General features: G+C 40.0%; 21 protein-coding genes. 7 read left to right on the top strand and 14 right to left on the bottom strand.

What is annotated here, in order from left to right:
* Positions 1 to 134: 134 nt before the first annotated feature.
* The 6 genes from FTU12_RS06170 to FTU12_RS06145 all read right to left on the bottom strand — a co-directional run bounded on the left by FTU12_RS06170 (position 135) and on the right by FTU12_RS06145 (position 6,126).
* Entirely contained in the window at positions 135 to 914 is a 780-nt protein-coding gene (locus FTU12_RS06170; RefSeq protein WP_078194384.1) for a M48 family metallopeptidase, read from the bottom strand.
* Positions 915 to 1,026: 112 nt separating this feature from the next.
* Positions 1,027 to 1,335 carry a hypothetical protein gene (locus FTU12_RS06165; protein ID WP_180113969.1) on the bottom strand — a complete coding sequence of 103 codons (309 nt, stop codon included), beginning with the start codon at positions 1,333 to 1,335 and terminating at the stop codon, positions 1,027 to 1,029.
* Between the two features lie 97 nt (positions 1,336 to 1,432).
* Positions 1,433 to 2,236 (bottom strand): M48 family metallopeptidase, encoded by an 804-nt coding sequence (locus tag FTU12_RS06160; protein ID WP_078194387.1) that lies wholly within the window; start codon positions 2,234 to 2,236, stop codon positions 1,433 to 1,435.
* A 560-nt stretch (positions 2,237 to 2,796) separates the two neighbouring features.
* Positions 2,797 to 4,116, bottom strand: coding sequence for an adenylosuccinate synthase (locus FTU12_RS06155; protein ID WP_078189071.1), 1,320 nt, complete (start codon positions 4,114 to 4,116; stop codon positions 2,797 to 2,799).
* Between the two features lie 66 nt (positions 4,117 to 4,182).
* Positions 4,183 to 5,349, bottom strand: a complete 1,167-nt coding sequence (locus tag FTU12_RS06150; RefSeq protein WP_078189072.1) for an ATP phosphoribosyltransferase regulatory subunit — start codon at positions 5,347 to 5,349, stop codon at positions 4,183 to 4,185.
* Positions 5,350 to 5,670: 321 nt separating this feature from the next.
* Positions 5,671 to 6,126, bottom strand: coding sequence for an Lrp/AsnC family transcriptional regulator (locus tag FTU12_RS06145; protein ID WP_078189073.1), 456 nt, complete (start codon positions 6,124 to 6,126; stop codon positions 5,671 to 5,673).
* A gap of 142 nt (positions 6,127 to 6,268) precedes the next feature.
* Here FTU12_RS06145 and FTU12_RS06140 point away from each other — a divergent pair, with 142 nt between their 5' ends.
* Both FTU12_RS06140 and FTU12_RS06135 read left to right on the top strand, forming a co-directional pair.
* On the top strand, positions 6,269 to 7,015 hold the full coding sequence (locus FTU12_RS06140; protein ID WP_180113968.1) for an AzlC family ABC transporter permease: 747 nt from the start codon (positions 6,269 to 6,271) through the stop codon (positions 7,013 to 7,015).
* On the top strand, positions 7,012 to 7,311 hold the full coding sequence (locus FTU12_RS06135) for an AzlD family protein (protein WP_180012238.1): 300 nt from the start codon (positions 7,012 to 7,014) through the stop codon (positions 7,309 to 7,311). The genes FTU12_RS06140 and FTU12_RS06135 overlap by 4 nt, the downstream gene beginning before the upstream one ends.
* Positions 7,312 to 7,474: 163 nt before the next feature.
* On the opposite strand, the gene FTU12_RS06130 is transcribed toward FTU12_RS06135, so the two are convergent.
* Together FTU12_RS06130 and FTU12_RS06125 are read right to left on the bottom strand one after the other, a co-directional pair.
* Positions 7,475 to 7,777 (bottom strand): hypothetical protein, encoded by a 303-nt coding sequence (locus FTU12_RS06130; protein ID WP_078189224.1) that lies wholly within the window; start codon positions 7,775 to 7,777, stop codon positions 7,475 to 7,477.
* A gap of 200 nt (positions 7,778 to 7,977) precedes the next feature.
* Positions 7,978 to 9,006, bottom strand: coding sequence for a type I glyceraldehyde-3-phosphate dehydrogenase (locus tag FTU12_RS06125; RefSeq protein ID WP_180009414.1), 1,029 nt, complete (start codon positions 9,004 to 9,006; stop codon positions 7,978 to 7,980).
* Between the two features lie 574 nt (positions 9,007 to 9,580).
* On the opposite strand from FTU12_RS06125, the gene alaS reads away from it, so the two are divergent.
* The 3 genes from alaS (at position 9,581) to csrA (ending at position 14,404) form a co-directional block, all read left to right on the top strand.
* Entirely contained in the window at positions 9,581 to 12,274 is a 2,694-nt protein-coding gene (gene alaS / locus FTU12_RS06120; RefSeq protein ID WP_180088504.1) for an alanine--tRNA ligase, read from the top strand.
* Between the two features lie 346 nt (positions 12,275 to 12,620).
* A complete protein-coding gene (locus FTU12_RS06115) occupies positions 12,621 to 13,901 on the top strand; it encodes an aspartate kinase (protein ID WP_078194395.1) in 1,281 nt (426 codons plus the stop codon).
* 248 nt (positions 13,902 to 14,149) lie between these two features.
* Positions 14,150 to 14,404: a carbon storage regulator CsrA gene (gene csrA / locus FTU12_RS06110; protein ID WP_078189080.1), complete on the top strand. Its 255-nt coding sequence runs from the start codon at positions 14,150 to 14,152 to the stop codon at positions 14,402 to 14,404.
* A gap of 92 nt (positions 14,405 to 14,496) precedes the next feature.
* On the opposite strand, the gene rnhB is transcribed toward csrA, so the two are convergent.
* Together rnhB and FTU12_RS06100 are read right to left on the bottom strand one after the other, a co-directional pair.
* The gene (gene rnhB, locus FTU12_RS06105) at positions 14,497 to 15,066 is read right to left on the bottom strand and encodes a ribonuclease HII (RefSeq protein ID WP_180074067.1); all 570 of its coding nucleotides are present in this window, start codon (positions 15,064 to 15,066) and stop codon (positions 14,497 to 14,499) included.
* A gap of 93 nt (positions 15,067 to 15,159) precedes the next feature.
* Positions 15,160 to 15,546, bottom strand: a complete 387-nt coding sequence (locus tag FTU12_RS06100; protein WP_168379346.1) for a hypothetical protein — start codon at positions 15,544 to 15,546, stop codon at positions 15,160 to 15,162.
* Positions 15,547 to 15,758: 212 nt separating this feature from the next.
* On the opposite strand from FTU12_RS06100, the gene FTU12_RS06095 reads away from it, so the two are divergent.
* Entirely contained in the window at positions 15,759 to 16,316 is a 558-nt protein-coding gene (locus FTU12_RS06095) for a cytochrome b (RefSeq protein ID WP_180009411.1), read from the top strand.
* A 49-nt stretch (positions 16,317 to 16,365) separates the two neighbouring features.
* Here FTU12_RS06095 and FTU12_RS06090 read toward each other — a convergent pair whose 3' ends face one another.
* The 4 genes from FTU12_RS06090 to yaaA form a co-directional block, all read right to left on the bottom strand.
* Complete coding sequence (locus tag FTU12_RS06090; RefSeq protein ID WP_180074068.1) at positions 16,366 to 16,740, bottom strand: hypothetical protein; 375 nt, start codon at positions 16,738 to 16,740, stop codon at positions 16,366 to 16,368.
* Between the two features lie 56 nt (positions 16,741 to 16,796).
* Positions 16,797 to 17,798 (bottom strand): adenosine deaminase, encoded by a 1,002-nt coding sequence (locus FTU12_RS06085; protein ID WP_180113967.1) that lies wholly within the window; start codon positions 17,796 to 17,798, stop codon positions 16,797 to 16,799.
* A gap of 66 nt (positions 17,799 to 17,864) precedes the next feature.
* On the bottom strand, positions 17,865 to 19,187 hold the full coding sequence (locus tag FTU12_RS06080; protein ID WP_180113966.1) for an NCS2 family permease: 1,323 nt from the start codon (positions 19,185 to 19,187) through the stop codon (positions 17,865 to 17,867).
* A gap of 957 nt (positions 19,188 to 20,144) precedes the next feature.
* Positions 20,145 to 20,927, bottom strand: coding sequence for a peroxide stress protein YaaA (yaaA, locus tag FTU12_RS06075; RefSeq protein ID WP_180113965.1), 783 nt, complete (start codon positions 20,925 to 20,927; stop codon positions 20,145 to 20,147).
* Between the two features lie 125 nt (positions 20,928 to 21,052).
* On the opposite strand from yaaA, the gene FTU12_RS06070 reads away from it, so the two are divergent.
* The gene (locus FTU12_RS06070; RefSeq protein ID WP_180113964.1) at positions 21,053 to 21,679 is read left to right on the top strand and encodes an alpha/beta hydrolase; all 627 of its coding nucleotides are present in this window, start codon (positions 21,053 to 21,055) and stop codon (positions 21,677 to 21,679) included.
* The last annotated feature ends 32 nt before the right edge of the window (positions 21,680 to 21,711 follow it).

Here is a 21,711-nt window from a genome sequence, read left to right as displayed (position 1 = left end):
AAAGGCAAAGTTTTTACTTTGCCTTTTTTATTGCGCTTAAAATGGGTATGCCATATAAAAACTTTTCAAACTATTAAATACAAAAAAGCAGACCATAGCCTGCTTTTTTAAAACGGATAATTAATTCTTATGAATTAACGACGTTGGTTATAAATCTGCTGCGCTGCAGGTAGATTTTTACGCATCGCTTCAATACGTTGTGAGTTTGATGGATGCGTAGACAGGAAGGATGAACCTCCCGCACCTTCAAGCTTGTTCATTTTTTCCCAAAGCGTAATCGCCGCTTGTGGGTTATAACCTGCACGTGCCATTAACATTAAGCCACCTTGGTCTGCACGGCTTTCCAAAGAACGTGAATAAGGCAGACCTATACCAATTTGACTACCCAACTGCGCGGCCGCAGTACCCAATTGACCGACATTATTGCCTGCGGCACTTAAACCAATATTCAGCGCAAGATCCGTTAAGGCTTGAGCACCCAATTTACTTTTTGCATGTTCTTCAAGAGCATGGACCATTTCATGTCCCATAACTGCTGCAATTTCTGCATCGGTTAAATTCAGTTTATTGACGATACCTGTATAAAATACAACTTTACCGCCTGGAGCTACAAAGGCATTGACTTGATCAGATTTCATAACCGCCAATTGCCATTGGAACGCTTGACCCGTTTGGTTCATTTGGTCTGCATAAGGACGCAGTTTTTGGAATACAGTATTAATGCGCTTATATGTACTCGAAGAGGTATCGAGCTGATTTTTAGAACGCGCATCTGTCACCATTTTGTTATAACTTTGTGTTGCTTGCGCGTTCAATGTAGCAGTATCCGCTCCTGCCATATCTGCCACTGTCGCACAGCCCGAAATCGTCATTACACCGGCCATACACAGGCTCGTTAGAATTATTTTTTTCATTAAGGATACTCCAGACCATTAAAATATAAGTGAATTTATGGATATTATATTCTTATGGTTTGGAGCTTAAAACGAAGTTATAGCGACTTATAATAGTATTTATGTAATTTTTTTAAGCTGAAAATTGAAGAACCAACCAATAGATTAAACAAACCACATTCAAGCCCAAATACACATGCATTAATGGCTTAATTTTTTCCTCTAACTGCACATTTTTTCGCTTAAAAAATAGGATAGCATTTTGTATCAAAACTATGGGCACAAGAATACAGGCAATAATCACCGACAACCCAATCAGGGCTTGATAAATTAATTGTGGATCTTGAGTTTGGGCACGAATGATCATCATAGCAATAGTGGGTGCTCCCCCCATCGCAAATAATAAAGAATAAAAAATGGTGGTCGAAATATTCTTTTGCATCCTGCACTTCTCTTCCTAATTCAAATTGCATTTTAGCAACTCAACACAATGTGTATAGCGTACTAAAATGCAACTTTAGTCTTGAAAACCGCAGATATTAACGACGTACACTCGAAGGTGTCGCATTTTTATAATATTGCTGTGCTTCTGGCATCATTTTTTGCATAGCAGCAATACGGTCATTATTGCTTGGGTGTGTAGACATAAATTTGCTCAGTGCGTCGTTGCCACTGTTATCATTCGCATTCATTTTTTTCCACAATGAAATCGCCGCTTCTGGATTGTATCCAGCCTTTGCCATCATCACTAGGCCACCTTTGTCTGCGCGGCTTTCCAAATTACGTGAATACGGCAAGCCCACACCAAATTGACTACCCAAATCAAGCAAGGTTGCACCATAGCCGCCTGCAGCATTGCCTACATATTGTGAACCGATACTCACCGCAAGATTGGTTAGTGCTGAAGCGCCAATTTTATTTTTTGCATGTTCTTCTAAGGCATGAACCATTTCGTGACCCATGATTGCAGCGACTTCATCATCCGTAAGTTTGAGTGTTTCGACGATTCCTGTATAGAAAACAACTTTGCCACCGGGTGCGACATAGGCATTGATTTCTTTAGACTTGATCACGGCAACTTTCCAATCAAAAGCCTGACCCGTTTGATTCATCTGATCTGCAAACGGTTTCATTTTCCAGAAAACACGGTTTACTTTTTGATAAGTCGCAGACTTGGTATCGAGCACTTGTTTGGTCTGCGCGTCTTTCAGCATTGCGTTATAAGACTGTGTTGCTTGTAAGTTCAAAGATGCAGAATCAGCACCTGCAAGATCAGCAATCGTGGTACAACCTGACAAAGAAGCTGCTACGGCAAAGCATGCCAAAGATTTTTTATAATTCATCATGATCTCTAGTTATTTATAAAGAGTGTCAAATATATACAAAAAATTGACTGACTCAATATTTTTATGCTTATTTTTTCAAAATCTTTATTTTTCCATCATTTAAACTTAATATCTGATGTTACCCCGTAAAAATAATTTCACATTTTTTAAATACTTTTAAGTATATTCAACGGAGTCTTACATCTTGGGTTTAAATACAGGGATTAGCCTTCGGCTGGAGGTACCTCTTACGAAACGTTGTTTCTCATTTGGCAAAATGAGAAGCGTGCTTCGCAAGGAAACCATCTTGCGGTGCAATGCACCTCACCGACAAAACTCGTTCACTAGTGTCAAAATATTTACAGTATTGCAAAAACATTTTTAATTAAAAGTAGTCCTGTCTCAAACACTTGCGGATGAATTATCGCGTATCATTCTTTTATTTGAATCAAATGGCACTTCGGATGTTACTGAGTACTATCAGTTTATAATACATGCTGTTTTTTGAAGTTATGTTCTTCGCTATATAAAAAAAGCCCCGCTTTCGCGAGGCTTTTACATCTTAATTCAACAGCACATTATGCGTCGAATGGATGACGTAATACGATTGTTTCATCACGGTCTGGACCAGTTGAAATGATGTCGATTGGACATTCAATCAATTGCTCTAAACGTTTCACGTAGTTAATTGCATTTTGTGGCAATTGATCTAGTGATTTCGCACCAAAAGTAGACTCTGACCAACCTGGCATAGTTTCGTAGATCGGTTTTAAAGTTTCAAATGCAAGCGCATCAGAAGAACCTACACAACCAGAATCAGCTGCTTCGTAACCTACACAGATTTTCACTTCTTCTAAACCATCTAGAACGTCTAGTTTAGTTAAGCAAATACCAGAAAGTGAGTTTACTTCTACTGAGCGACGTAGAATTTCAGCATCGAACCAACCACAACGACGTTGACGGCCAGTAGACGCACCAAACTCAGAACCGACAGTACCCAAGTGTTTACCGATCGCATCACCAACATCATTAGCAGCATCATAAACAAGTTCAGTTGGGAACGGACCAGCACCTACACGAGTTGTGTACGCTTTAGTAATACCCAATACATAGTCAAGGTGTAATGGACCAAGACCTGAACCTGAGCTTACGCCACCAGCAGTCGTATTTGAAGATGTAACATACGGATATGTACCGTGGTCAACGTCAAGAAGTGAACCTTGCGCGCCTTCAAACATGATTTTCTTACCTGCTTTACGGTAAGCATGAAGTTCACCAGTAACGTCCATCACCATAGGTTCGATGACTTTACGCCATTCGTCACATAAAGCGATCACATCTTCAACTTTAACGGCTTCAACACCGAAGAATTGAGTCAATTGGAAGTTATGGTATTCAAGAAGCTCTTCTAGTTGAGCTTTAAGATGAGCACCACCACGAACCAAGTCAGCAACACGGATTGCACGACGAGCCACTTTGTCTTCGTATGCAGGACCGATACCACGACCTGTAGTACCAATTTTCGCATTGCCACGTTTTTTCTCACGTGCTTGGTCAAGGGCGATATGGTGTGGAAGGATCAATGGGCAGTTTGGAGAAATACGTAGACGTTCACGTACAGGCACGCCTTCTTTTTCTAAAACTTCCATTTCGTGGATTAAAGCTTCAGGTGATAAAACAACACCATTACCAATTAAGCACAATACGTTGTCACGTAAAATACCAGATGGAATGAGGTGTAATACAGTTTTCTTACCACCAACCACAAGTGTATGACCTGCGTTGTGTCCGCCTTGATAGCGAACTACCGCAGCCGCTTGATCTGTGAGCAGGTCGACGATCTTACCTTTACCTTCGTCGCCCCATTGGGTACCAAGTACCACAACATTCTTGCCCATAATAGCCTCATTGCATCATGCTGTTAAAATTGGAAAAAACGTGTGTGCCCGCAGGCACATCCGCGATTAAATTTGTTTGATTGTCCACTCGCCATTTGCATTCACCAACTGGTGCGTTGCATACGGTGCTGAGCTTAAATCATCATTACCTAACAATTGAACAACACTGAATCCTTCGGTACGTGCTGCCTCAATTGCCTTTAATAAATCTGCTTCGATGCCTTTTGGTGCAACCAAAACTTGGCTTTTCTGAACTTGACCTGCAGTTAATGCATATAGGTCACAAGAAAAACCTGTAGCTGGACGCGCACGACCGAAGTGTTCACCAATACCGTCATAGCGACCGCCTTGAGCCAATGGCGCAGCACGGTTTGGCGCATATACGGCATACATTAAACCAGTGTGATAGTGATATGAACGAAGTTCAACCACATCAATACCAATGTGTAAGTCTGGCCAACGGGCTTGGATTGCCGCTTGAGTCGATTTCACTGCATCAAAAGCCAGTTTAAATGCTTCATTTGCCAATACATCAGCCGTTAAATTGGCTTGCAATGCATCTAAGTCACTTGCAAAACGACCTAATGTATAGAAGTCAGCACCATTTGGAATGCTTTGCGTGAATTCAGCAAGTTCAGGCAGCGCTTTACGTTGATACAAGTCAGATAACTGACGTTCAACCGCTTTGCTCAAGCCAGCTTGTTTTACCATGCTGCGGAATAAACCGACATGCCCTAAATCAAGATGGATACCATCTGCATGACCTGCTTTAGCAAGCAAGTTGATCATGACATCAATCAGTTCAACGTCAGCATCAATGCTGTCTGAACCAAATAATTCAGCACCTAACTGTAAAGGTGCACGTGTGGTATTAAAACCCTGTGGCTTAGTATGTAGTACTGTACCAGCGTAGCAATAACGAGCTACACCTTCGACAGGATGTACATGCGCATCAATACGAGCCACTTGTGGTGTCATATCGGCACGCACACCAAGCAAACGACCTGAAAGTTGGTCGATCACTTTAAAAGTGGCTAAGTCTAAATCTTGATTCGATTCTGAAAGAGAAGATAGAGATTCGATGTATTCAATGAATGGCGTGTACACCAACTGATAACCTCGAGATGCGAGGAAATCTAATGCTTCACGACGCAAAGATTCAATCACTTGCGCCTGTTCTGGCAGTACATCAGCTACACCATCAGGTAATAACCATGTCTCTGAAATGGGCATGTTGTAAACCTAAATTCTTGTCAGCGCGGAACAAATCCGCATAAAAAAATCGGGAGCACACCCGATTTCTCCTAGTTTAGCACGATAGTTTTACGCTTGCACACGACTTTTTCATAAAAGATGCTTCAGCATTCATTACTTCATCTACAGCTTTAACTTTTACAACTAAATCCATGTTTATGCTTATATTTTAAAATCCTGTGAACGTTATTTTTTTAACCATTTGATAAAAAATAATAAGCGTCCTACTTTCTATAGATGAAGTTTTAAACAAAGTTATAAATATGATCAGGCTGAATAACTTAATTTAAGACTCGAACATCAATCCAAAGGAAGTGCTGTAGTTTGTTTAACAGCCTGTAACGGTATCTCTGTTTTTACATTTTGCACACTGGCGATCTGCGTTAAATGATGAATCTGAAACTTTCGATAGGCTTCTAAATCTGCCACGACGATACGTAAGAAAAAGTCACAATCCCCTGCCATGAGTTGACATTCAACCACTTCAGGCATCGTTTGAATCGCTGCAACAAAATCATTCACGGTTTTTGCATCTTGACCTTTTAGCCAAATCCGCGCAAATACCGTTAAACTTAAATTCAATTTTGACTGGTTCAGTAAGGCGACATATTTTTCAATATAGCCTTCATCTTCTAGTTGCTTGACCCGTCTCAAACATGGCGAAGGCGATAAACCAACAAGTTGGGCCAACTCATTATTTTGTAGTTTTCCATTTTGCTGTAATGCTTGCAAAATGCGTTTATCTATCTGATCCATTAATAAAGGCACTAAATTTCACAATAAGCTTTATTTTAGCAATTTCATTACACAATAAAAGCAATCTTTCATAAAATAGCTGCCAAATGCTGCTCAGATATCCATAAAATATTGCTTTCGATCTCGCTTCATGGAAAACGTCATGTTGATGTTTAGACAAAGTACACTCAATCACACCCATTCACAGCATTCTATTGAGTTTAAACGAGGTCTAAAAACATCTATTCCAATGCTGCTGGGCATTATTCCTTTTGCATTAGTTTTGGGTGCTCAGGCAACACATAAAGGCTTTTCTAGTTTAGAAGTTCCGTTTTTGACTGGTCTTAACTTTGCTGGTGGTTCTGAATTTGCCATTTTAGAAGTTTGGACCAATCCCCCTAATATTCTCATGCTGATGTTTATTACGTTTTTAGTGAATAGTCGGCACCTATTAATGGGGGCGAGCCTTGTCCCGTATTTAAGACATCTACCAAATCGTACGGTTTATACCGCTTTATTTTTTATGTGCGATGAAAGTTGGGCCGTAGGTTTGGCCGATGCGCAAAAAAAATCTAATGTTTTGGGAATTCAGCGCGCCTTTAGTTTGATGTTCTATGCAGGCTTATGCTGTGCTCTATATTTGATGTGGGTTGGCTTTACCACGCTAGGGGCAATGATCGGGCCGATACTTGGCGATATTAGTCGACTTGGTTTTGATATGGCCTTCCCTGCTGTATTTCTTGTTTTACTGCGTGGCATGTGGAAAGGCTTTAAAGCGGCGCGTCCATGGCTGGTCAGTTTGATTGCCGCATCTTTGGCTTACTTGTATCTCCCTGCGGGCTGGTATGTTCCGATTGGCGCAGTTACTGGCATTGCTTCTGCATTTTTCCTAATTGGAGATGATGCATGATCCACACTAGCACCCTGATCGCGATTCTATTTATAGCCTTAACCACTTACCTGACCCGTATCTTGGGTTATGTGTTACTGAAAAACCGTAGCCTCACCAACAAACAACGTCAAATTATGGAAGTTGTTCCCGGCTGTGTGTTGATCTCAGTGATCGCGCCTTATTTTGTTAAAGATAATCCTGCTGATTTGATCGCGATGGCTATTACCCTATTTGCAGCATCACGTTTTTCGTTATTGCCTACCGTTGTGATTAGCATGCTTTCAGCAGCAGTATTAAGACAAATTTTGATTTAACTAAGTAATACGCGATCATGTTTTGAATAACGAAAGAACTACGATTTAAACCCAATGATGATGAATATTAGGAATCATCTTATTGGATAAAAAATACCCATACCTTGAGATCACATGCTTCATGCAGATATCGAGGTGTGGGCAGTCTTTTGTATTTTTTTGATTAGCTTTGGTCTGTCTTGACTACTTTTGCCAAAAGGTTCACCAACTCTGCATTTTGCAATTCAACTTGCTGTAATTTGTGAGTCGTTTGATCTAATACTTCTTGCTGGATATGCATTTTCTTTGCAAGATCTTGCATAATTTCCAAGGTCTTTTTCAGGTTGGCTTCTAAATGCACCACTTTTTCTTCAAGTGGCAAGGTTTCATGCGCGGTAGATTGCGATACGTCACGATTAAACTGTAGCCAAATTAAAAATATAACCGCCAGCGCCAATAATAAAATAAATCCCCAAAGTAACATCAACATCATGCTCAATACTCTTTATATATTTCTTTGACTTTCATCTTAAACAATAAATTGGCTGTGCTTGAATATTTTTTAAAGTTTTTCAATATTTTCGAGATACATCAACGAGATTACGCATGATTTTTCATCTAATTTTAGAAAATAAAAAAACACCTACAAGCTAGTAGATGTTTTCTATATTGGATAAGTTTGAATTTTTATAAAGAGTGAAAACTTTCACATAAATCGAGCAAGCGGTTCGCATAGCCCCATTCATTGTCATACCATGCGAAAACTTTTGCTTGCTTTCCTACCACCATGGTTTGATTCAAATCGACAATCAATGAATAAGGTGAATGATTAAAATCACTTGAGACCAAGGGCTCATCGGTTACTGACATAATTTCATGATAATCAAAACGTGCAGCTTTGCTTAACACTGCATTTAACTCATGCTTGGTGATAACTGATTGAGACACAAAACTTAAATCGATTGCAGCAACATTGATAGTCGGCACACGAATCGAATAGCCATCGATTCGATCTTCCATTTTCGGCATGACCCGTTTCAACGCACCCAGAGCTGAAGAGGTTGTTGGAATAATATTTTGACCTGAAGCTCGCGCACGACGTAAGTCACGATGTGCATGATCCAATACAGACTGATCCGCAGTCACAGCATGAATTTCTGTCATGAGTGCTGTGTCTATACCAAAGGCATCATCAATAATTTTGACTAAAGGCACCAAAGCCTGCGTGGTACACGACACACTCGAAATAATTTGATCCGTCGCTTTGACTTCATGATGATTAACACCATACACAATCGCAGCATCAACACTGTCAAACGGCGCAGCACCAATAATCACACGTTTGGCACCTGCACCAATATGCTGTGTGGCTGCCTCTCGCGATCTAAATAAACCTGTACATTCGAGTACCACATCGACATTCAGGTGTTGCCAAGGCAAAAGACTCGGCTGTGCTTCATTTAAAACTTGCACTTTGAGATGTGCTTGGGCACAAGAGATCTCTAGAAAAATAGCGCCATCTTGTTCAAGAATGTCGACTTGGCCTGCAAAACGACCATGCGTGGTGTCGTATTTAAACAAATGCACCATGGTTTCCACATCAGCGACATCATTTATGGCAACAATTTCATAGTGAAATTCCTTTGGATTTTCAAACCAAGCGCGTAATACATTGCGTCCGATTCGACCAAATCCATTAATTGCCACTCGCTGCATGACCAATCCTTCGTTTTAAAACAAAAATAAAGCATCTATATATTAATGGATTTCAACATGAAAACGTTATCATTTATTCGTTTAATGCTTATTGGGCTTTATTTTTATAAAGCGTTAGCGCCAACATAGATCTAAATATTAGCTTCACTGAAAATGTACGGCACCAAGATCAAGTTCAATCACTCTTAATAAAATGGATGCAAACATGCAATTTTCCCAATGAACTGAAAAATATAAATGCAAAGCACCTTCACGTAGAGCATTTATCAACGTGCTGAATTTGAACATTAAAAACTTTTCAAGACATATAAATGAAACGCAGCAACAGTGCGCTCCCTAGATTAATCAATGAATACTTTCAGCGTTCCAAAGGTTTAAAAATCTAAAAATATAGGTGCCAAATTTAAAACATATAAAAAGTCATAGAGATAGCCGAAAATCATTGGTCACTACACCTTTTTCCGTTATAATTTAGCGTTTTTAAATTTTATGTCAGCATCTCAAGCCAGCTTTAAAATTTTGTAAGACTTGCTTGATAGGCTATTACCAAATCGAAATTAGGAGAGACTTGGTTGTGAGTACTCGTTTTATGACATCAGCTGAAATTCGCGAAGCTTTTTTAAGCTACTTTGAATCGCAAGGGCATACACGTGTCGCGTCGAGTTCTCTGGTACCTGCCAACGACCCAACACTATTGTTCACAAATGCTGGTATGAACCAGTTTAAAGACTGCTTCCTTGGTCTTGAAAAACGTGACTACGTTCGTGCAACTTCTTCACAAAAATGTGTCCGTGCCGGTGGTAAACACAACGACTTAGACAACGTTGGCTATACTGCGCGTCACCACACATTCTTTGAAATGTTGGGTAACTTCTCATTTGGTGACTACTTCAAACGTGATGCCATCACATTTGCTTGGGATTTCTTAACCAACGAAAAATGGTTAGGTCTGCCAAAAGATAAACTATATGCCACTGTTTACCATACAGATGACGAAGCATTTGATATCTGGAACAAAGAAATTGGTCTAGACGCTTCACGCATTATCCGTATTGGTGACAACAAAGGCGAAAAATACGCTTCAGATAACTTCTGGGCAATGGGCGATACAGGTCCTTGCGGTCCATGTTCTGAAATCTTCTTTGACCATGGTGACCACATTTGGGGCGGCTTACCGGGCACTCCTGAAGAAGATGGCGATCGTTTCATCGAAATTTGGAACAACGTATTCATGCAGTTCAACCGTACTGCTGATGGTGTTCTGCATGCCCTTCCTGCACCTTCTGTAGATACAGGTATGGGCCTTGAGCGTATTTCTGCAGTTTTACAGCATGTAAACTCAAACTACGAAATTGACCTATTCCAAAACCTACTTAAAGCTGCTGCTGAAATCATTGGTTTAGATACCACTGAACTTGAAGCAAAAGCACAAGCAGAAAACAAACCAGTTGAATACCCTGCTTCACTTAAAGTTGTGGCTGACCATGCACGTTCTTGCTGCTTCTTGATTGCAGACGGTGTTAACCCGTCTAACGAAGGCCGTGGCTATGTACTTCGCCGTATTATCCGTCGTGCAGTACGTCATGGTAACAAATTGGGTGCAACAGGTTCATTCTTCCATAAAATGTTGCAGCCGCTGATCGACGTGATGGGCGCTGCTTATCCTGAGCTTGCTGCACAGCAAGCACGTATCGAAGCACAGCTTTTGAAAGAAGAAGAACAATTCGCAAAAACTTTAGAGCAAGGTTTGAAATTGCTTGAAGGCGAATTGGCTCAACTTAAAGGTTCAGTGATTCCAGGCGAAACTGTATTTAAACTTTACGATACTTACGGCTTCCCAACTGACTTAACAGCAGACATTGCACGTGAACGTGATTTAACGATTGATGAAGCTGGTTTCGAAGTCGAAATGGCGGCTCAACGTCAACGTGCGCGTGATGCTGGTAAATTTGCTGTCGACTACAACTCAATTGTCAAAGTTGAAGGCGAGACTCAATTTGACGGCTATGACGCAACTCAAGGCCAAGGTCAAATTGTTGCAATCTACAAAGACGGCGAACAAGTTGATGAAGTTTTTGAAGGTGACGAAGCACTAATCGTTCTAAACCAAACTCCGTTCTATGCAGAAAGTGGCGGTCAAGTTGGCGATACAGGTATCTTCAAAAACGAAACTGGTATTTTTGAAGTTCAAGACACCAAAAAATCAGGCGGCGCATTTGTACACCAAGGCATCGTGACCATGGGTAACTTAAAAGCGGCTCAAGCGGTTGAAGCGATTGTTAAAGCAGATATCCGTGCAGCAACATCGCGCAACCACTCTGCGACTCACCTGTTGCATGCAGCGCTGCGCCAAGTTTTGGGTACGCACGTACAGCAAAAAGGCTCATTGGTTGCCAGCGAACTTTTACGTTTTGACTTTGCCAATGATCAGCCTGTTTCATTTGAACAGCTTCAAGAAATTGAACGCATTGTCAATGCCGAAGTGATTGCCAACACTGCTGTTTCAACTGAACTTTTAGACATCGATGCGGCCAAAGAAAAAGGCGCAATGATGTTGTTCGGTGAGAAATACGGTGACGAAGTACGTGTACTTTCAATGGGTACAACCAAAGATGAGAAAAACTTCTCTATCGAACTTTGTGGCGGTATTCATGTAAAACGCACCGGTGATATTGGTCTATTCAAAATCACTTCTGAAGGCGGTGTTGCTGCAGGCGTACGTCGTATTGAAGCCGTTACGGGTACTGAAGCTGTTGAAGCTGCGCAAAAAGCAGATCGTGACATTCATGCAATCAACGATTTGCTGAAAGCGCAAAAAGATCAAACTTTAGAAAAAGTTGAAGCTTTGTCTCACACAGCATCTAGCTTGCAAAAACAAATTGAACAATTGAACCAAAAATTGGCAAGCTTCCAAGCCGCTGAGTTATTGAGTCAAGTTCAAGAGATTGGTGGCCGTAAAACATTAATCACCACGGTTCAAGGTGTAGATGCGAAATCACTTCGCAACTTGCACGACGGTGTGAAATCTAAGTTAGACAATGCTGTGATCGTGATCGCAGCGGTTGATGCCGACAAAGTGAGCCTCATTGCTTCGGTTGCTAAAGAATACACTGCTGCTGTAAAAGCAGGTGACATCATCAAACACCTTGGTCAAGAACTTGGCGGTAAAGGTGGTGGTAAACCTGATATGGCTCAAGGTGGTGCGCCTTATAGCGACAAACTTGAAGCGGTAATGACTGACCTCGTTGCATGGTTAGCTGCAAAATAAGACCAAAAGTCCTATAGCTCAAAGTGACTCACCTCCTTTGAGCAAATCAACAGGTTTAAGCAGTGTGTTTTTTAATGCTGGATCCTGCTTAAACACTGTTGATGCGTGAAAGCGCAAACTCAATCATCATGTTGAAACCAATATTCAACCTCTGGCTAAATGATGAAAATGGAGTCTAAAAGGCTGGGTTCATGTGAATCCCCTGCAGACACAAAGTATCTATTTGAACTCCTCCTACCTTGGAGTTCATAAGCTACGTGGTATATTAAAATCGCGCCGAAGTGCGGTCTTAAAATATGTGTAAGTGCTTTAAGTCTTTAGACTTATTTACTTGGTAAGGATAGTTATGGCATTAATCGTTCAAAAATATGGCGGTACCTCAATGGGTACTCCAGAGCGCATTTTAAATGTTGCTCGTCGTGTAAAGCGTTGGCATGATCACGGTCACAAAGTTGTGGTTGTTGTATCTGCAATGAGTGGCGAAACCAATCGTCTACTTGCTTTAGCGAAAGCCATTACCGAAACACCTGATCCACGCGAATTAGACCAAATGGTGTCTACGGGTGAACAGGTAACGATTTCTATGTTAGCAATGGCACTTAACTCTATTGGTGTTGAAGCTAAATCACTTACAGGTCGTCAAGTTGGTATTAAAACCGACAGCGCATTTACCAAGGCGCGTATTGAAGCGATTGATACAGATGTATTGACTTCAAACCTTGACGCTGGACGTGTCATTGTTGTGGCAGGTTTCCAAGGCTTTGATGCTGAAGGTAACACAACGACTCTAGGTCGTGGTGGTTCTGACACTTCAGGTGTTGCATTGGCTGCTGCACTTAAAGCTGACGAATGTCAGATTTACACAGACGTTGATGGTGTTTACACCACTGACCCTCGTGTCGCTCCAAAAGCGAAAAAAGTTGATCGTATTTCTTTTGAAGAAATGCTTGAAATGGCATCACTTGGTTCTAAAGTCCTTCAAATTCGCTCTGTAGAATTTGCCGGTAAATACCAAGTGCCTTTACGCGTATTATCAAGTTTTGATAATGACGATGATGGCGCATTCGACGAAAACTTTAAACAAAACGTCGGGACACTAATCACCACTGAAGCGGAAGACAACATGGAACAACCAATCATCTCAGGTATCGCGTTCAACCGTGATGAAGCTAAATTAACTATTCTTGGTGTACCGGATAAACCGGGTATTGCTTCAAACATCCTTTCACCAATTGGTGATGCCAATGTTGAAGTGGATATGATTATCCAAAACGTTGAAGAAGACGGCACAACTGATTTCACATTTACAGTTAACCGTAGTGAATTATCAAAAGCGAAAGCCATTCTTGAAGCGACTGCTCAAGAAATTGGTGCACGTGAAGTTGCAACTCGCGCAGACATCGTAAAAGTATCGATTGTTGGTGTTGGTATGCGCTCACACGCAGGTGTTGCAAGCAAAATGTTTACTGCTCTTGCAAAAGAAGGCATTAATATTTTGATGATTTCGACTTCTGAAATCAAAATTTCAGTGATTATTGATGAGAAATACTTAGAGCTTGCTGTACGTGCTCTACACACTGCATTCGGTCTAGACCGTGAAACAGGTGAATCAAGCGCACGTGCTTAATTAACCTTGCTGTGTGTCAAAATTTGTCATTGTTAGACAGATTTTGAAAAACATCGTAAAAATTCAGAGCCACTATAGTTTTTTTTATAGTGGCTCTGTTATATTAAACCTGAGGATTTTAAAATTTACTCAGTTTGCGACTGTCACAATGATTGTTTCAGATGCACTGCTAAATTTTTTGCTTTTACAAGTTATGAATTTTACATAACAGATCATTTGCAGGTTTTGCATTTTGCAAGGAGAGAAACATGCTGATTCTGACTCGTCGTGTCGGAGAAACATTAATGATTGGAGACCAAGTTAGCGTGACTGTACTTGGTGTTAAAGGTAATCAGGTTCGTATTGGCGTGAATGCTCCAAAAGAAGTATCTGTTCATCGTGAAGAAATTTACCAACGAATTCAACATGAACGCGCAATGCACGAACATCTCCAAAACATTGATCAAGAATATCAGCCATCTTTTGAAGAAACTGATTATTCCCAAAATAACTATAATCGCTAAGATTTAAGTTGTTTAAATCATAAAGCGGCTCATTAGGCCGCTTTAAATTTATCTAGAACATGCTTTTACTATAGAGGTTCAACTAAGCTTTATTACTGCCCTTCTAGAACTTTACGTACGGGGCCAAAACTGCGGCGATGTTCATCAATCACCCCATACTGCGCAATTGCTTCAAAGTGCGCTTTGGTTGGATAGCCCTTGTGTTTCGCAAAACCGTACTGTGGATATTTTGCATCTAGTTCAACCATTTCATGGTCTCGAGTCACTTTTGCCAAAATACTCGCAGCCGAAATCTCTGGATGAATCGCATCACCGCCCACGATAGCATCACAGCTCATCGCTAAACCAGCTGGGACTTTATTACCATCGACCAACACGTGTTCTGGCTGTACATTGAGTTTTTCCACTGCACGACGCATTGCAAGTAATGATGCTTGCAAAATATTGATCTCATCAATTTCTTGTGCAGAACTTTCAGCAATCGCCCAAGCCAAGGCTTTTTCTTTAATCTCAATAAATAACTTTTCACGTTTTTTTTCAGTAAGTTTTTTAGAATCGTTTAAACCTTCAATCGGGTTATTTGGATCTAAAATGACAGCTGCCGCAACAACCGAACCCACCAATGGACCGCGACCCGCTTCATCTGCACCAGCAATTTTCATATATCTCTCACTCAAAATAAAATACGACCCTTGATTTAGATTTGCTGATTCACAGCAAAACCAATGTCAGGGTCGTATAAAATGTTCTAAATCTTAGTTTTTAAATGTTTCGATCACGCAAGCATTTAAAGTATTTGTCACGATTTTAGCCGCAAGATTTGCTTGTGAAGTTTTATCCATTGCTGCTACAACCAAATCCGTTGCAGTCACGCTAGTTGTCGCTTTCTCGCCTACACATGAACAAACTTCAGTTTGCAGTTCAGATTTTTGAGTTTCTGTTAATAATTTTGAACCTGTTTTCCAATAGCTGTTGTTATTCAACTCAGTCACGCATTTCGCCTGAACACCCACTTTAACAGCCATCATTGCCAAGCTGTTTGCTGAAGTTGTACCTGTAGAACTTGTACCTGTTGTTCCAGTCGCAGCACATGCAGAAAGAACAAGCGCTAAAGGCGCTAGAACAGCAACTAATTTTTTCACGAATATTTCCTTTGTTATGTTCATCAACGCGCATATTGTGCCCCAAATCACACTTCATCTGATATGACTATTTAAAATAAATTCGGTAACTGTGTAGTTAATCATCAAAGCCTGTGTTGCATATTCACAACACTGTGTCCCGATTTTAAACGACGCATATTTTTGTGGTCTGTATTAGAATCTACATAAGATTGGACGCTTAAATAATCAACATGAGCAATAACACACAATACTACACTCGAACAGCTCAGGTCTTACATTGGCTGATGGCGATCATTTTCATCGTGGCATGGTTAATTGGCTTTTATAGTGGCAATTTTCTAAGTTATGACGTCGATGGCAGCTTTAAAGGACAAGTCATTACCCTCCATAAAAATATTGCGACTACGATTATTTTTTTGGTGGTGATACGAATCTTTTGGCGCTATACCCACCCCGCACCTGAATTACCTGACAGTATGTCATCCGGCATGAAAACCTTGGCACATTTGGGTCATTTAGCACTGTATTTTGTACTACTGGCTTTACCGATCACGGGTTGCTTATTTAGTTGGAGTGCAGGTCACCCTGCCCCTGTATTGTATTTGTTTGAAATACCACGCTTGGTACAAGATAATCCTGAATTATTGGCCATCGTGAAACCTCTACATATTTGGATTTCTTGGGCAGCAGGCTTGCTCTTAGTGGGTCATATTGTGGCAGCGCTGAAACATCATTTCATTGATAAAGACCATGTGCTCAAAAGCATGACACGACAACCAAAACCCTAATAAAGACAAAAAAAAGTCACATCATGTGGCTTTTTTTAAGCATTATCTTTTAATTCAGCACTTGCTGAGCACAGCCGCGCATACTATTCAAAACCGCTTTAGAAATCAGTTTATTCTTTTCAGTTTCATTCACTGCAGCAGTCATCAGATCTTTCGCACCGATATCATCCATGGCATGTTCACTCACGCACTGACAAATCGCAGCTTGATTGTCTTTTTTCTGTTGAGCACTCATAAACAACGCAGCACCTTTCCAAATTTTAGAAGTATTTAATTCTTGCGAGCATTGATATTCAATCACGGGCTTTAGCATACGCTGACTTAAACTTGATTTATCTGCAATAGCAGCGGATGAAATCAATACTGAGGCTAAAAATGTAATCGATGAGGCAAATATAGAGCGATTTGAATGAGAGAAAAGCATGATTTAAACATAAAAAAGGCAGTGAATATTCACTGCCTGAGATTATACGCTGATTATTAATTCAACGCTTCAATCTTTTTAATCCAAGCTTGTTTTTCAGCATCTGAAATAAATGATGCTTCAAAAGAGTTAATTGCCAATTGCTTTAACTCTGCGTTGCTTAGATCAAGTGCTTTGGTGATCGCAATGAAGTTATCATTCATATAACCACCAAAGTACGATGGATCATCTGAATTCACAGTGACATGCACACCTTGTTGCAATAGACGGCGAATATTATGCTCAGCCATATCATTGACCACGCAGAGCTTTAAATTGCTTAGCGGGCAAACGGTTAATGGCATTTTTTCTGCAATTAAACGCTGCATCAAAGCAGGATCTTCTTCTGAACGTACACCATGGTCAACACGATTTACTTTCAGCAAATCCAAGGCTTCCCATACGTATTCTGCTGGACCTTCTTCCCCTGCATGCGCAACGATAAGAAAACCTGCTTCACGGGCTTTTGCAAAAACACGTTCGAATTTTGATGGTGGATGACCCACTTCACTCGAATCTAAACCGACACCAATAATTTGATCTTTATATGGTAAAGCTTGTTCTAATGTTGCAAATGCTGCGTCTTCAGATAAATGACGCAAGAAGCACATAATCAGATGTGAGCTAATGCCAAGTTTTGCTTTGGCATCATCACAAGCACGCTGTAAACCATTCAAGACAGTTTCAAAAGCAACCCCACGGTCTGTATGAGTTTGTGGGTCGAAGAACATTTCGGTATGAACCACATGATCTTCTGCACATTTTTCAAAGTATGCCCATGCTAAATCATAAAAATCTTGCTCATGAATCAGTACATTTGCACCTGCATAATAAATGTCTAAAAAAGACTGTAAATTATGAAAGTTATACGCTTCTTTTAATTCTTCGACTGATTGATAAGGGATTGCAATATTGTTGCGTTGGGCAATTGCAAACATGAGTTCAGGCTCAAATGTCCCTTCAATATGCACATGTAGCTCTGCTTTTGGCAAAGCGCGAATCAGCTCAAGTTGATCCATCTCTTATCCTCATAAAAATAAAAAAGGGTGCAAACTGAGTTTACACCCTTTCGCTATTTGACAGTATTAACCGCCAAATGCAGCAAATTTCAATGCCCAAAGTACAGCAATAATCCAAACCATATACGGTACAGTTTTCGCTTTACCTGTCAGCAATTTAACCAATGCATAGCTAATGAAGCCCATTGCAATACCGTCTGCAATTGAATACGTAAACGGCATAAATACAATTGTTAAGAATGCAGGGACTGCTTCAGTAATATCATCCCACTCAATATGAACGATACCTTGAATCATCAACACACCAACAAACAATAATGCTGGCGCAGTTGCAAAACCTGGTACAGACTGAGCAAGTGGTGCTAAGAACAATGCCAAAATAAACAATACAGCAACTACAACTGCAGTTAAACCTGTACGACCACCGGCAGCAACACCTGCTGATGATTCAATATAAGGCGTAGTCGAAGACGTACCCAATGCCGCACCCGCAACAATTGCAGATGAGTCAGCAAATAATGCTTTCTTCAAACGTGGTAATTTACCGTCTTTTAATAAGCCTGCACGGTGTGATACACCGACCAATGTACCTGTAGAGTCAAATAAATCAACCAAGAAGAATACAAAGATTACGCCAATCAAACTTGCTGTGAATAGACCTTCGAAGTTCATTTGCATGAATGTTGGAGCGATTGAAGGAATAGCACCTACAACACCTTTAAATTCGTTGAAGCCCAGTAGGGTTGAAATTGCAGTAATCACCAAAATACTGATGATGATTGCACCACGTACTTTGAAGTGATGCATAACCACAACCATCAAGAAGCCAAGTAAAGCCAACAAGACAGACGGCTGTTTTAAATCACCCAGACTGACCAGTGTTGCAGGGTTATCAACAATAATGCCGGCATTTTTCAAAGAAACCAGTGCAAGGAATAAACCAATACCGCCGCCGATCGCCAGTTTAAGCGACATTGGAATCGCATTGACAATCGCTTCACGGATTTTGAACATGCTGATAGCGATAAAAACAAGGCCAGAGACAAAAACAGCTGCTAAAGCAGTTTGCCATTCCACGCCCATACCCAAACATACAGAATAGGTAAAGTAAGCATTTAAGCCCATACCCGGTGCTAGGGCAATTGGATAGTTAGCAACAATACCCATTACTAAACAGCCAATGGCTGCTGCTAGACACGTTGCGACAAAAACAGCGCCATGATCCATACCCGTTTCGGACAAAATCATTGGATTGACAATAATGATGTAACACATTGTCAAGAAAGTAGTTACACCTGCAATGACTTCTGTTTTGAAACTGGTTTTGTTTTCGCTCAGTTTAAACAGACGTTCAAGCATGTTCTCGGAAGATGGATTAGGAGTCGTCATGACCTAGCCCCTATGAAGTAAACTTTATGCATATAAGCATTCCACAAAATTAATCATGTGATGTATTCATCATTAATTTTGTGTATGCCTAAGCAACGAATATGCCAATTAGGCAGATTGTAGGCGTTAAAAAATCCTATTTTCAACAACATACAACACGGTACAAATGTTGAAATTTGCAAACAAAAAAGCTGCATAAACCTATGCAGCTCCTCTATTTATGTCATTTAATTCGTATTTAATATCAATAAATACTGATCAAATTAATTTCGGCAAATTATAACACATTGATTTTTTAATGTTTCCACATTTTCATCGCTTTTCAATTTAGTAAATTTAAGACATTGTTTTCTTTATAAAGTTTCAAATTATTATATATAAAAATAAAATATCAATATTTAAACGAACACTTCAAGACCATGCTTGAGCTCAATGCAAAAGCAGCAAGATTGATTTTTTTTAGCGCATATAAGGTGATGCGCTCAAATCATCATTGAACACCTGATTAATTTCTTGCTGTCGCTTTAACTCTGCATTCTTATAAACACTAAACCCTAAAAACACAATGCTGAGTATAAAAATTGGTATCAGTATTTTTTTCATAACAAAATTTTATTCATGTTTAAATATTTAGCTATAATAACAAAAAACTTAAACAAAAAAGTGATGTATTTCACAATTTTATATCTTATTAAGTCATTTAATAAGCTATTTGTTCGATCAATGTTAACTTTGTAATATATTTTAGACTGATAGACAAGATAATAACTGAATGTTTTTTCGAAGCCTTTTCCGCAAAAAGCCTCAAATCATAGATCATTTCACCTGCGAAATTTAAAGCACGATCAATTTCACAGACCCACCATTACATCTCGAATGAAGAAGATAAAAAAAGCCGCTGAGTTCTAAGCAGCGGCTATTCATATTCTTTTCGGTCTAAGTTTTTCAATTTCGAAATTAAGCGGCTTGTTGTTCGTCTCGCTTAAAGACCAATTCGCCCTTTAAGCTACTCTCTGCATCGAAATAATAACCATCGGTATTGAACGACTTGATATCTTCAATACGTTCAATTTTATTTTCCAACAAATAACGCGCCATTAGGCCACGTGCTTTTTTGGCATAGAAGCTGATGACTTTATATTTGCCGTTCTTTTGATCCAGAAAAACAGGTTTGATGATTTCGGCTTTAATTTTTGATTCTTTGACCGACTTATAGTATTCATCTGAAGCGATGTTGACCAAAAGTTCAGAGCCGGCTTTTTCCAAATCGTCATTGATGAGATTGGTGATTGTATTATCCCAAAACTCGTACAAGTTATGTCCACGTGGGTTTTGCAACTTGGTCCCCATCTCTAAACGATATGGCATCATTAAATCAAGCGGACGCAATAAACCATAGAGACCCGAGAGCATACGCAAATGGGTTTGTGCATATTCAAGGTCTGTGTTTGCAAGTTGATAAGCATCTAAACCGGTATATACATCACCTTTAAAGGCAAAGATTGCTTGGCGTGCATTGGCAAAATCAAAATCAGGCTGCCAATCTCGGAAGCGCTCAACATTTAAAGTCGCAATTTTCTCACTGACACTCATCAAGCTTGAAATTTCACTTACCGACAATTTACGTGCGACTGAGATTAATTCTTCAGAATGATCTAATAGCCGTGGTTGAGTGAATTTTTCAGTCGGTAAAGGGGTTTCGTAATCTAAAGTTTTTGCTGGAGAAATTAAAGCGAGCATAAACATCCTGATTAATTTTTAATTAAACAAACTATAACAGTAGAGTATTTTCAAATCCAATCTGTGTTTTTGATAAACATAATCTGTAAACTATGCGACTCTCCCGCTTTCACATTTTAGTCATTATGTCAGAACAACTGTTCATTCAAGGGCCTGTTGGTCAGCTTGAAATTTTTGTTGATTATCCACAGGGTGAAGTGAAAGGATTCGCGGTAGTTACACACCCTCACCCATTGCAAGGTGGCACACCACAGCACAAAGTACCTGTGCTTTTAGCGCAAATGTTCTTAGAACGTGGCTATGTTGTCTATCGCCCAAGTTTCCGTGGTTCTGGCCAAAGTGCAGGAATACATGACGAAGGCAATGGTGAAACCAAAGACACCATGCAAGTTATTGAATTTGCGCGTAACCTACATCCAAACCTACCATTTTATGCAGGCGGTTTTAGTTTTGGTGCAAATGTCATGACTAAATGCTATGCCCTATTGCCTGTAGAATTACAGCCTGTACAGACTATTTTATGCGGACTACCAACTACAACAGTTGCAGGTGTACGTCACTATGTGACGCCGCATATTAAGGGTGATATTTTATTTATTCACGGTGAAGAAGATAATGTCACACTATTATCTGACCTAATTCAATGGGCCAAACCGCAGCGCCATTTAATCACGGTTTTACCCGGTGCAAACCACTTTTTTACGGGTTATCTAAAACAGCTTCGTATCGCGATTTCACGCTTTTTAGTCTAGAAAACAAAAAATGAGTCAGCTTATCTGGCTCA

It is taken from the genome of Acinetobacter sp. YH12063 (assembly GCF_013419715.1).
Taxonomy (GTDB): Bacteria; Pseudomonadota; Gammaproteobacteria; order Pseudomonadales; family Moraxellaceae; genus Acinetobacter; species Acinetobacter amyesii.
This window is presented reverse-complemented; position numbering and strand designations above follow the sequence as displayed.

What these genes read in the sequence shown, in the direction of transcription:
- FTU12_RS06170 (WP_078194384.1), bottom strand. Translation starts at nt 914, where the DNA reads ATGAAAAAAATAATTCTAACGAGCCTGTGTATGGCCGGTGTAATGACG.
- FTU12_RS06165 (WP_180113969.1), bottom strand. Translation starts at nt 1,335, where the DNA reads ATGCAAAAGAATATTTCGACCACCATTTTTTATTCTTTATTATTTGCG.
- FTU12_RS06090 (WP_180074068.1), bottom strand. Translation starts at nt 16,740, where the DNA reads ATGCTTTTCTCTCATTCAAATCGCTCTATATTTGCCTCATCGATTACA.
- rnhB (WP_180074067.1), bottom strand. Translation starts at nt 15,066, where the DNA reads ATGAAAATTGCTGGTGCAGATGAAGCGGGTCGCGGTCCATTGGTGGGT.
- FTU12_RS06095 (WP_180009411.1), top strand. Translation starts at nt 15,759, where the DNA reads ATGAGCAATAACACACAATACTACACTCGAACAGCTCAGGTCTTACAT.
- FTU12_RS06080 (WP_180113966.1), bottom strand. Translation starts at nt 19,187, where the DNA reads ATGACGACTCCTAATCCATCTTCCGAGAACATGCTTGAACGTCTGTTT.
- csrA (WP_078189080.1), top strand. Translation starts at nt 14,150, where the DNA reads ATGCTGATTCTGACTCGTCGTGTCGGAGAAACATTAATGATTGGAGAC.
- FTU12_RS06160 (WP_078194387.1), bottom strand. Translation starts at nt 2,236, where the DNA reads ATGAATTATAAAAAATCTTTGGCATGCTTTGCCGTAGCAGCTTCTTTG.
- FTU12_RS06115 (WP_078194395.1), top strand. Translation starts at nt 12,621, where the DNA reads ATGGCATTAATCGTTCAAAAATATGGCGGTACCTCAATGGGTACTCCA.
- FTU12_RS06085 (WP_180113967.1), bottom strand. Translation starts at nt 17,798, where the DNA reads ATGGATCAACTTGAGCTGATTCGCGCTTTGCCAAAAGCAGAGCTACAT.
- FTU12_RS06135 (WP_180012238.1), top strand. Translation starts at nt 7,012, where the DNA reads ATGATCCACACTAGCACCCTGATCGCGATTCTATTTATAGCCTTAACC.
- FTU12_RS06150 (WP_078189072.1), bottom strand. Translation starts at nt 5,349, where the DNA reads ATGCCCATTTCAGAGACATGGTTATTACCTGATGGTGTAGCTGATGTA.
- FTU12_RS06155 (WP_078189071.1), bottom strand. Translation starts at nt 4,116, where the DNA reads ATGGGCAAGAATGTTGTGGTACTTGGTACCCAATGGGGCGACGAAGGT.
- FTU12_RS06145 (WP_078189073.1), bottom strand. Translation starts at nt 6,126, where the DNA reads ATGGATCAGATAGATAAACGCATTTTGCAAGCATTACAGCAAAATGGA.
- FTU12_RS06125 (WP_180009414.1), bottom strand. Translation starts at nt 9,006, where the DNA reads ATGCAGCGAGTGGCAATTAATGGATTTGGTCGAATCGGACGCAATGTA.
- FTU12_RS06070 (WP_180113964.1), top strand. Translation starts at nt 21,053, where the DNA reads ATGTCAGAACAACTGTTCATTCAAGGGCCTGTTGGTCAGCTTGAAATT.
- yaaA (WP_180113965.1), bottom strand. Translation starts at nt 20,927, where the DNA reads ATGCTCGCTTTAATTTCTCCAGCAAAAACTTTAGATTACGAAACCCCT.
- FTU12_RS06140 (WP_180113968.1), top strand. Translation starts at nt 6,269, where the DNA reads ATGTTGATGTTTAGACAAAGTACACTCAATCACACCCATTCACAGCAT.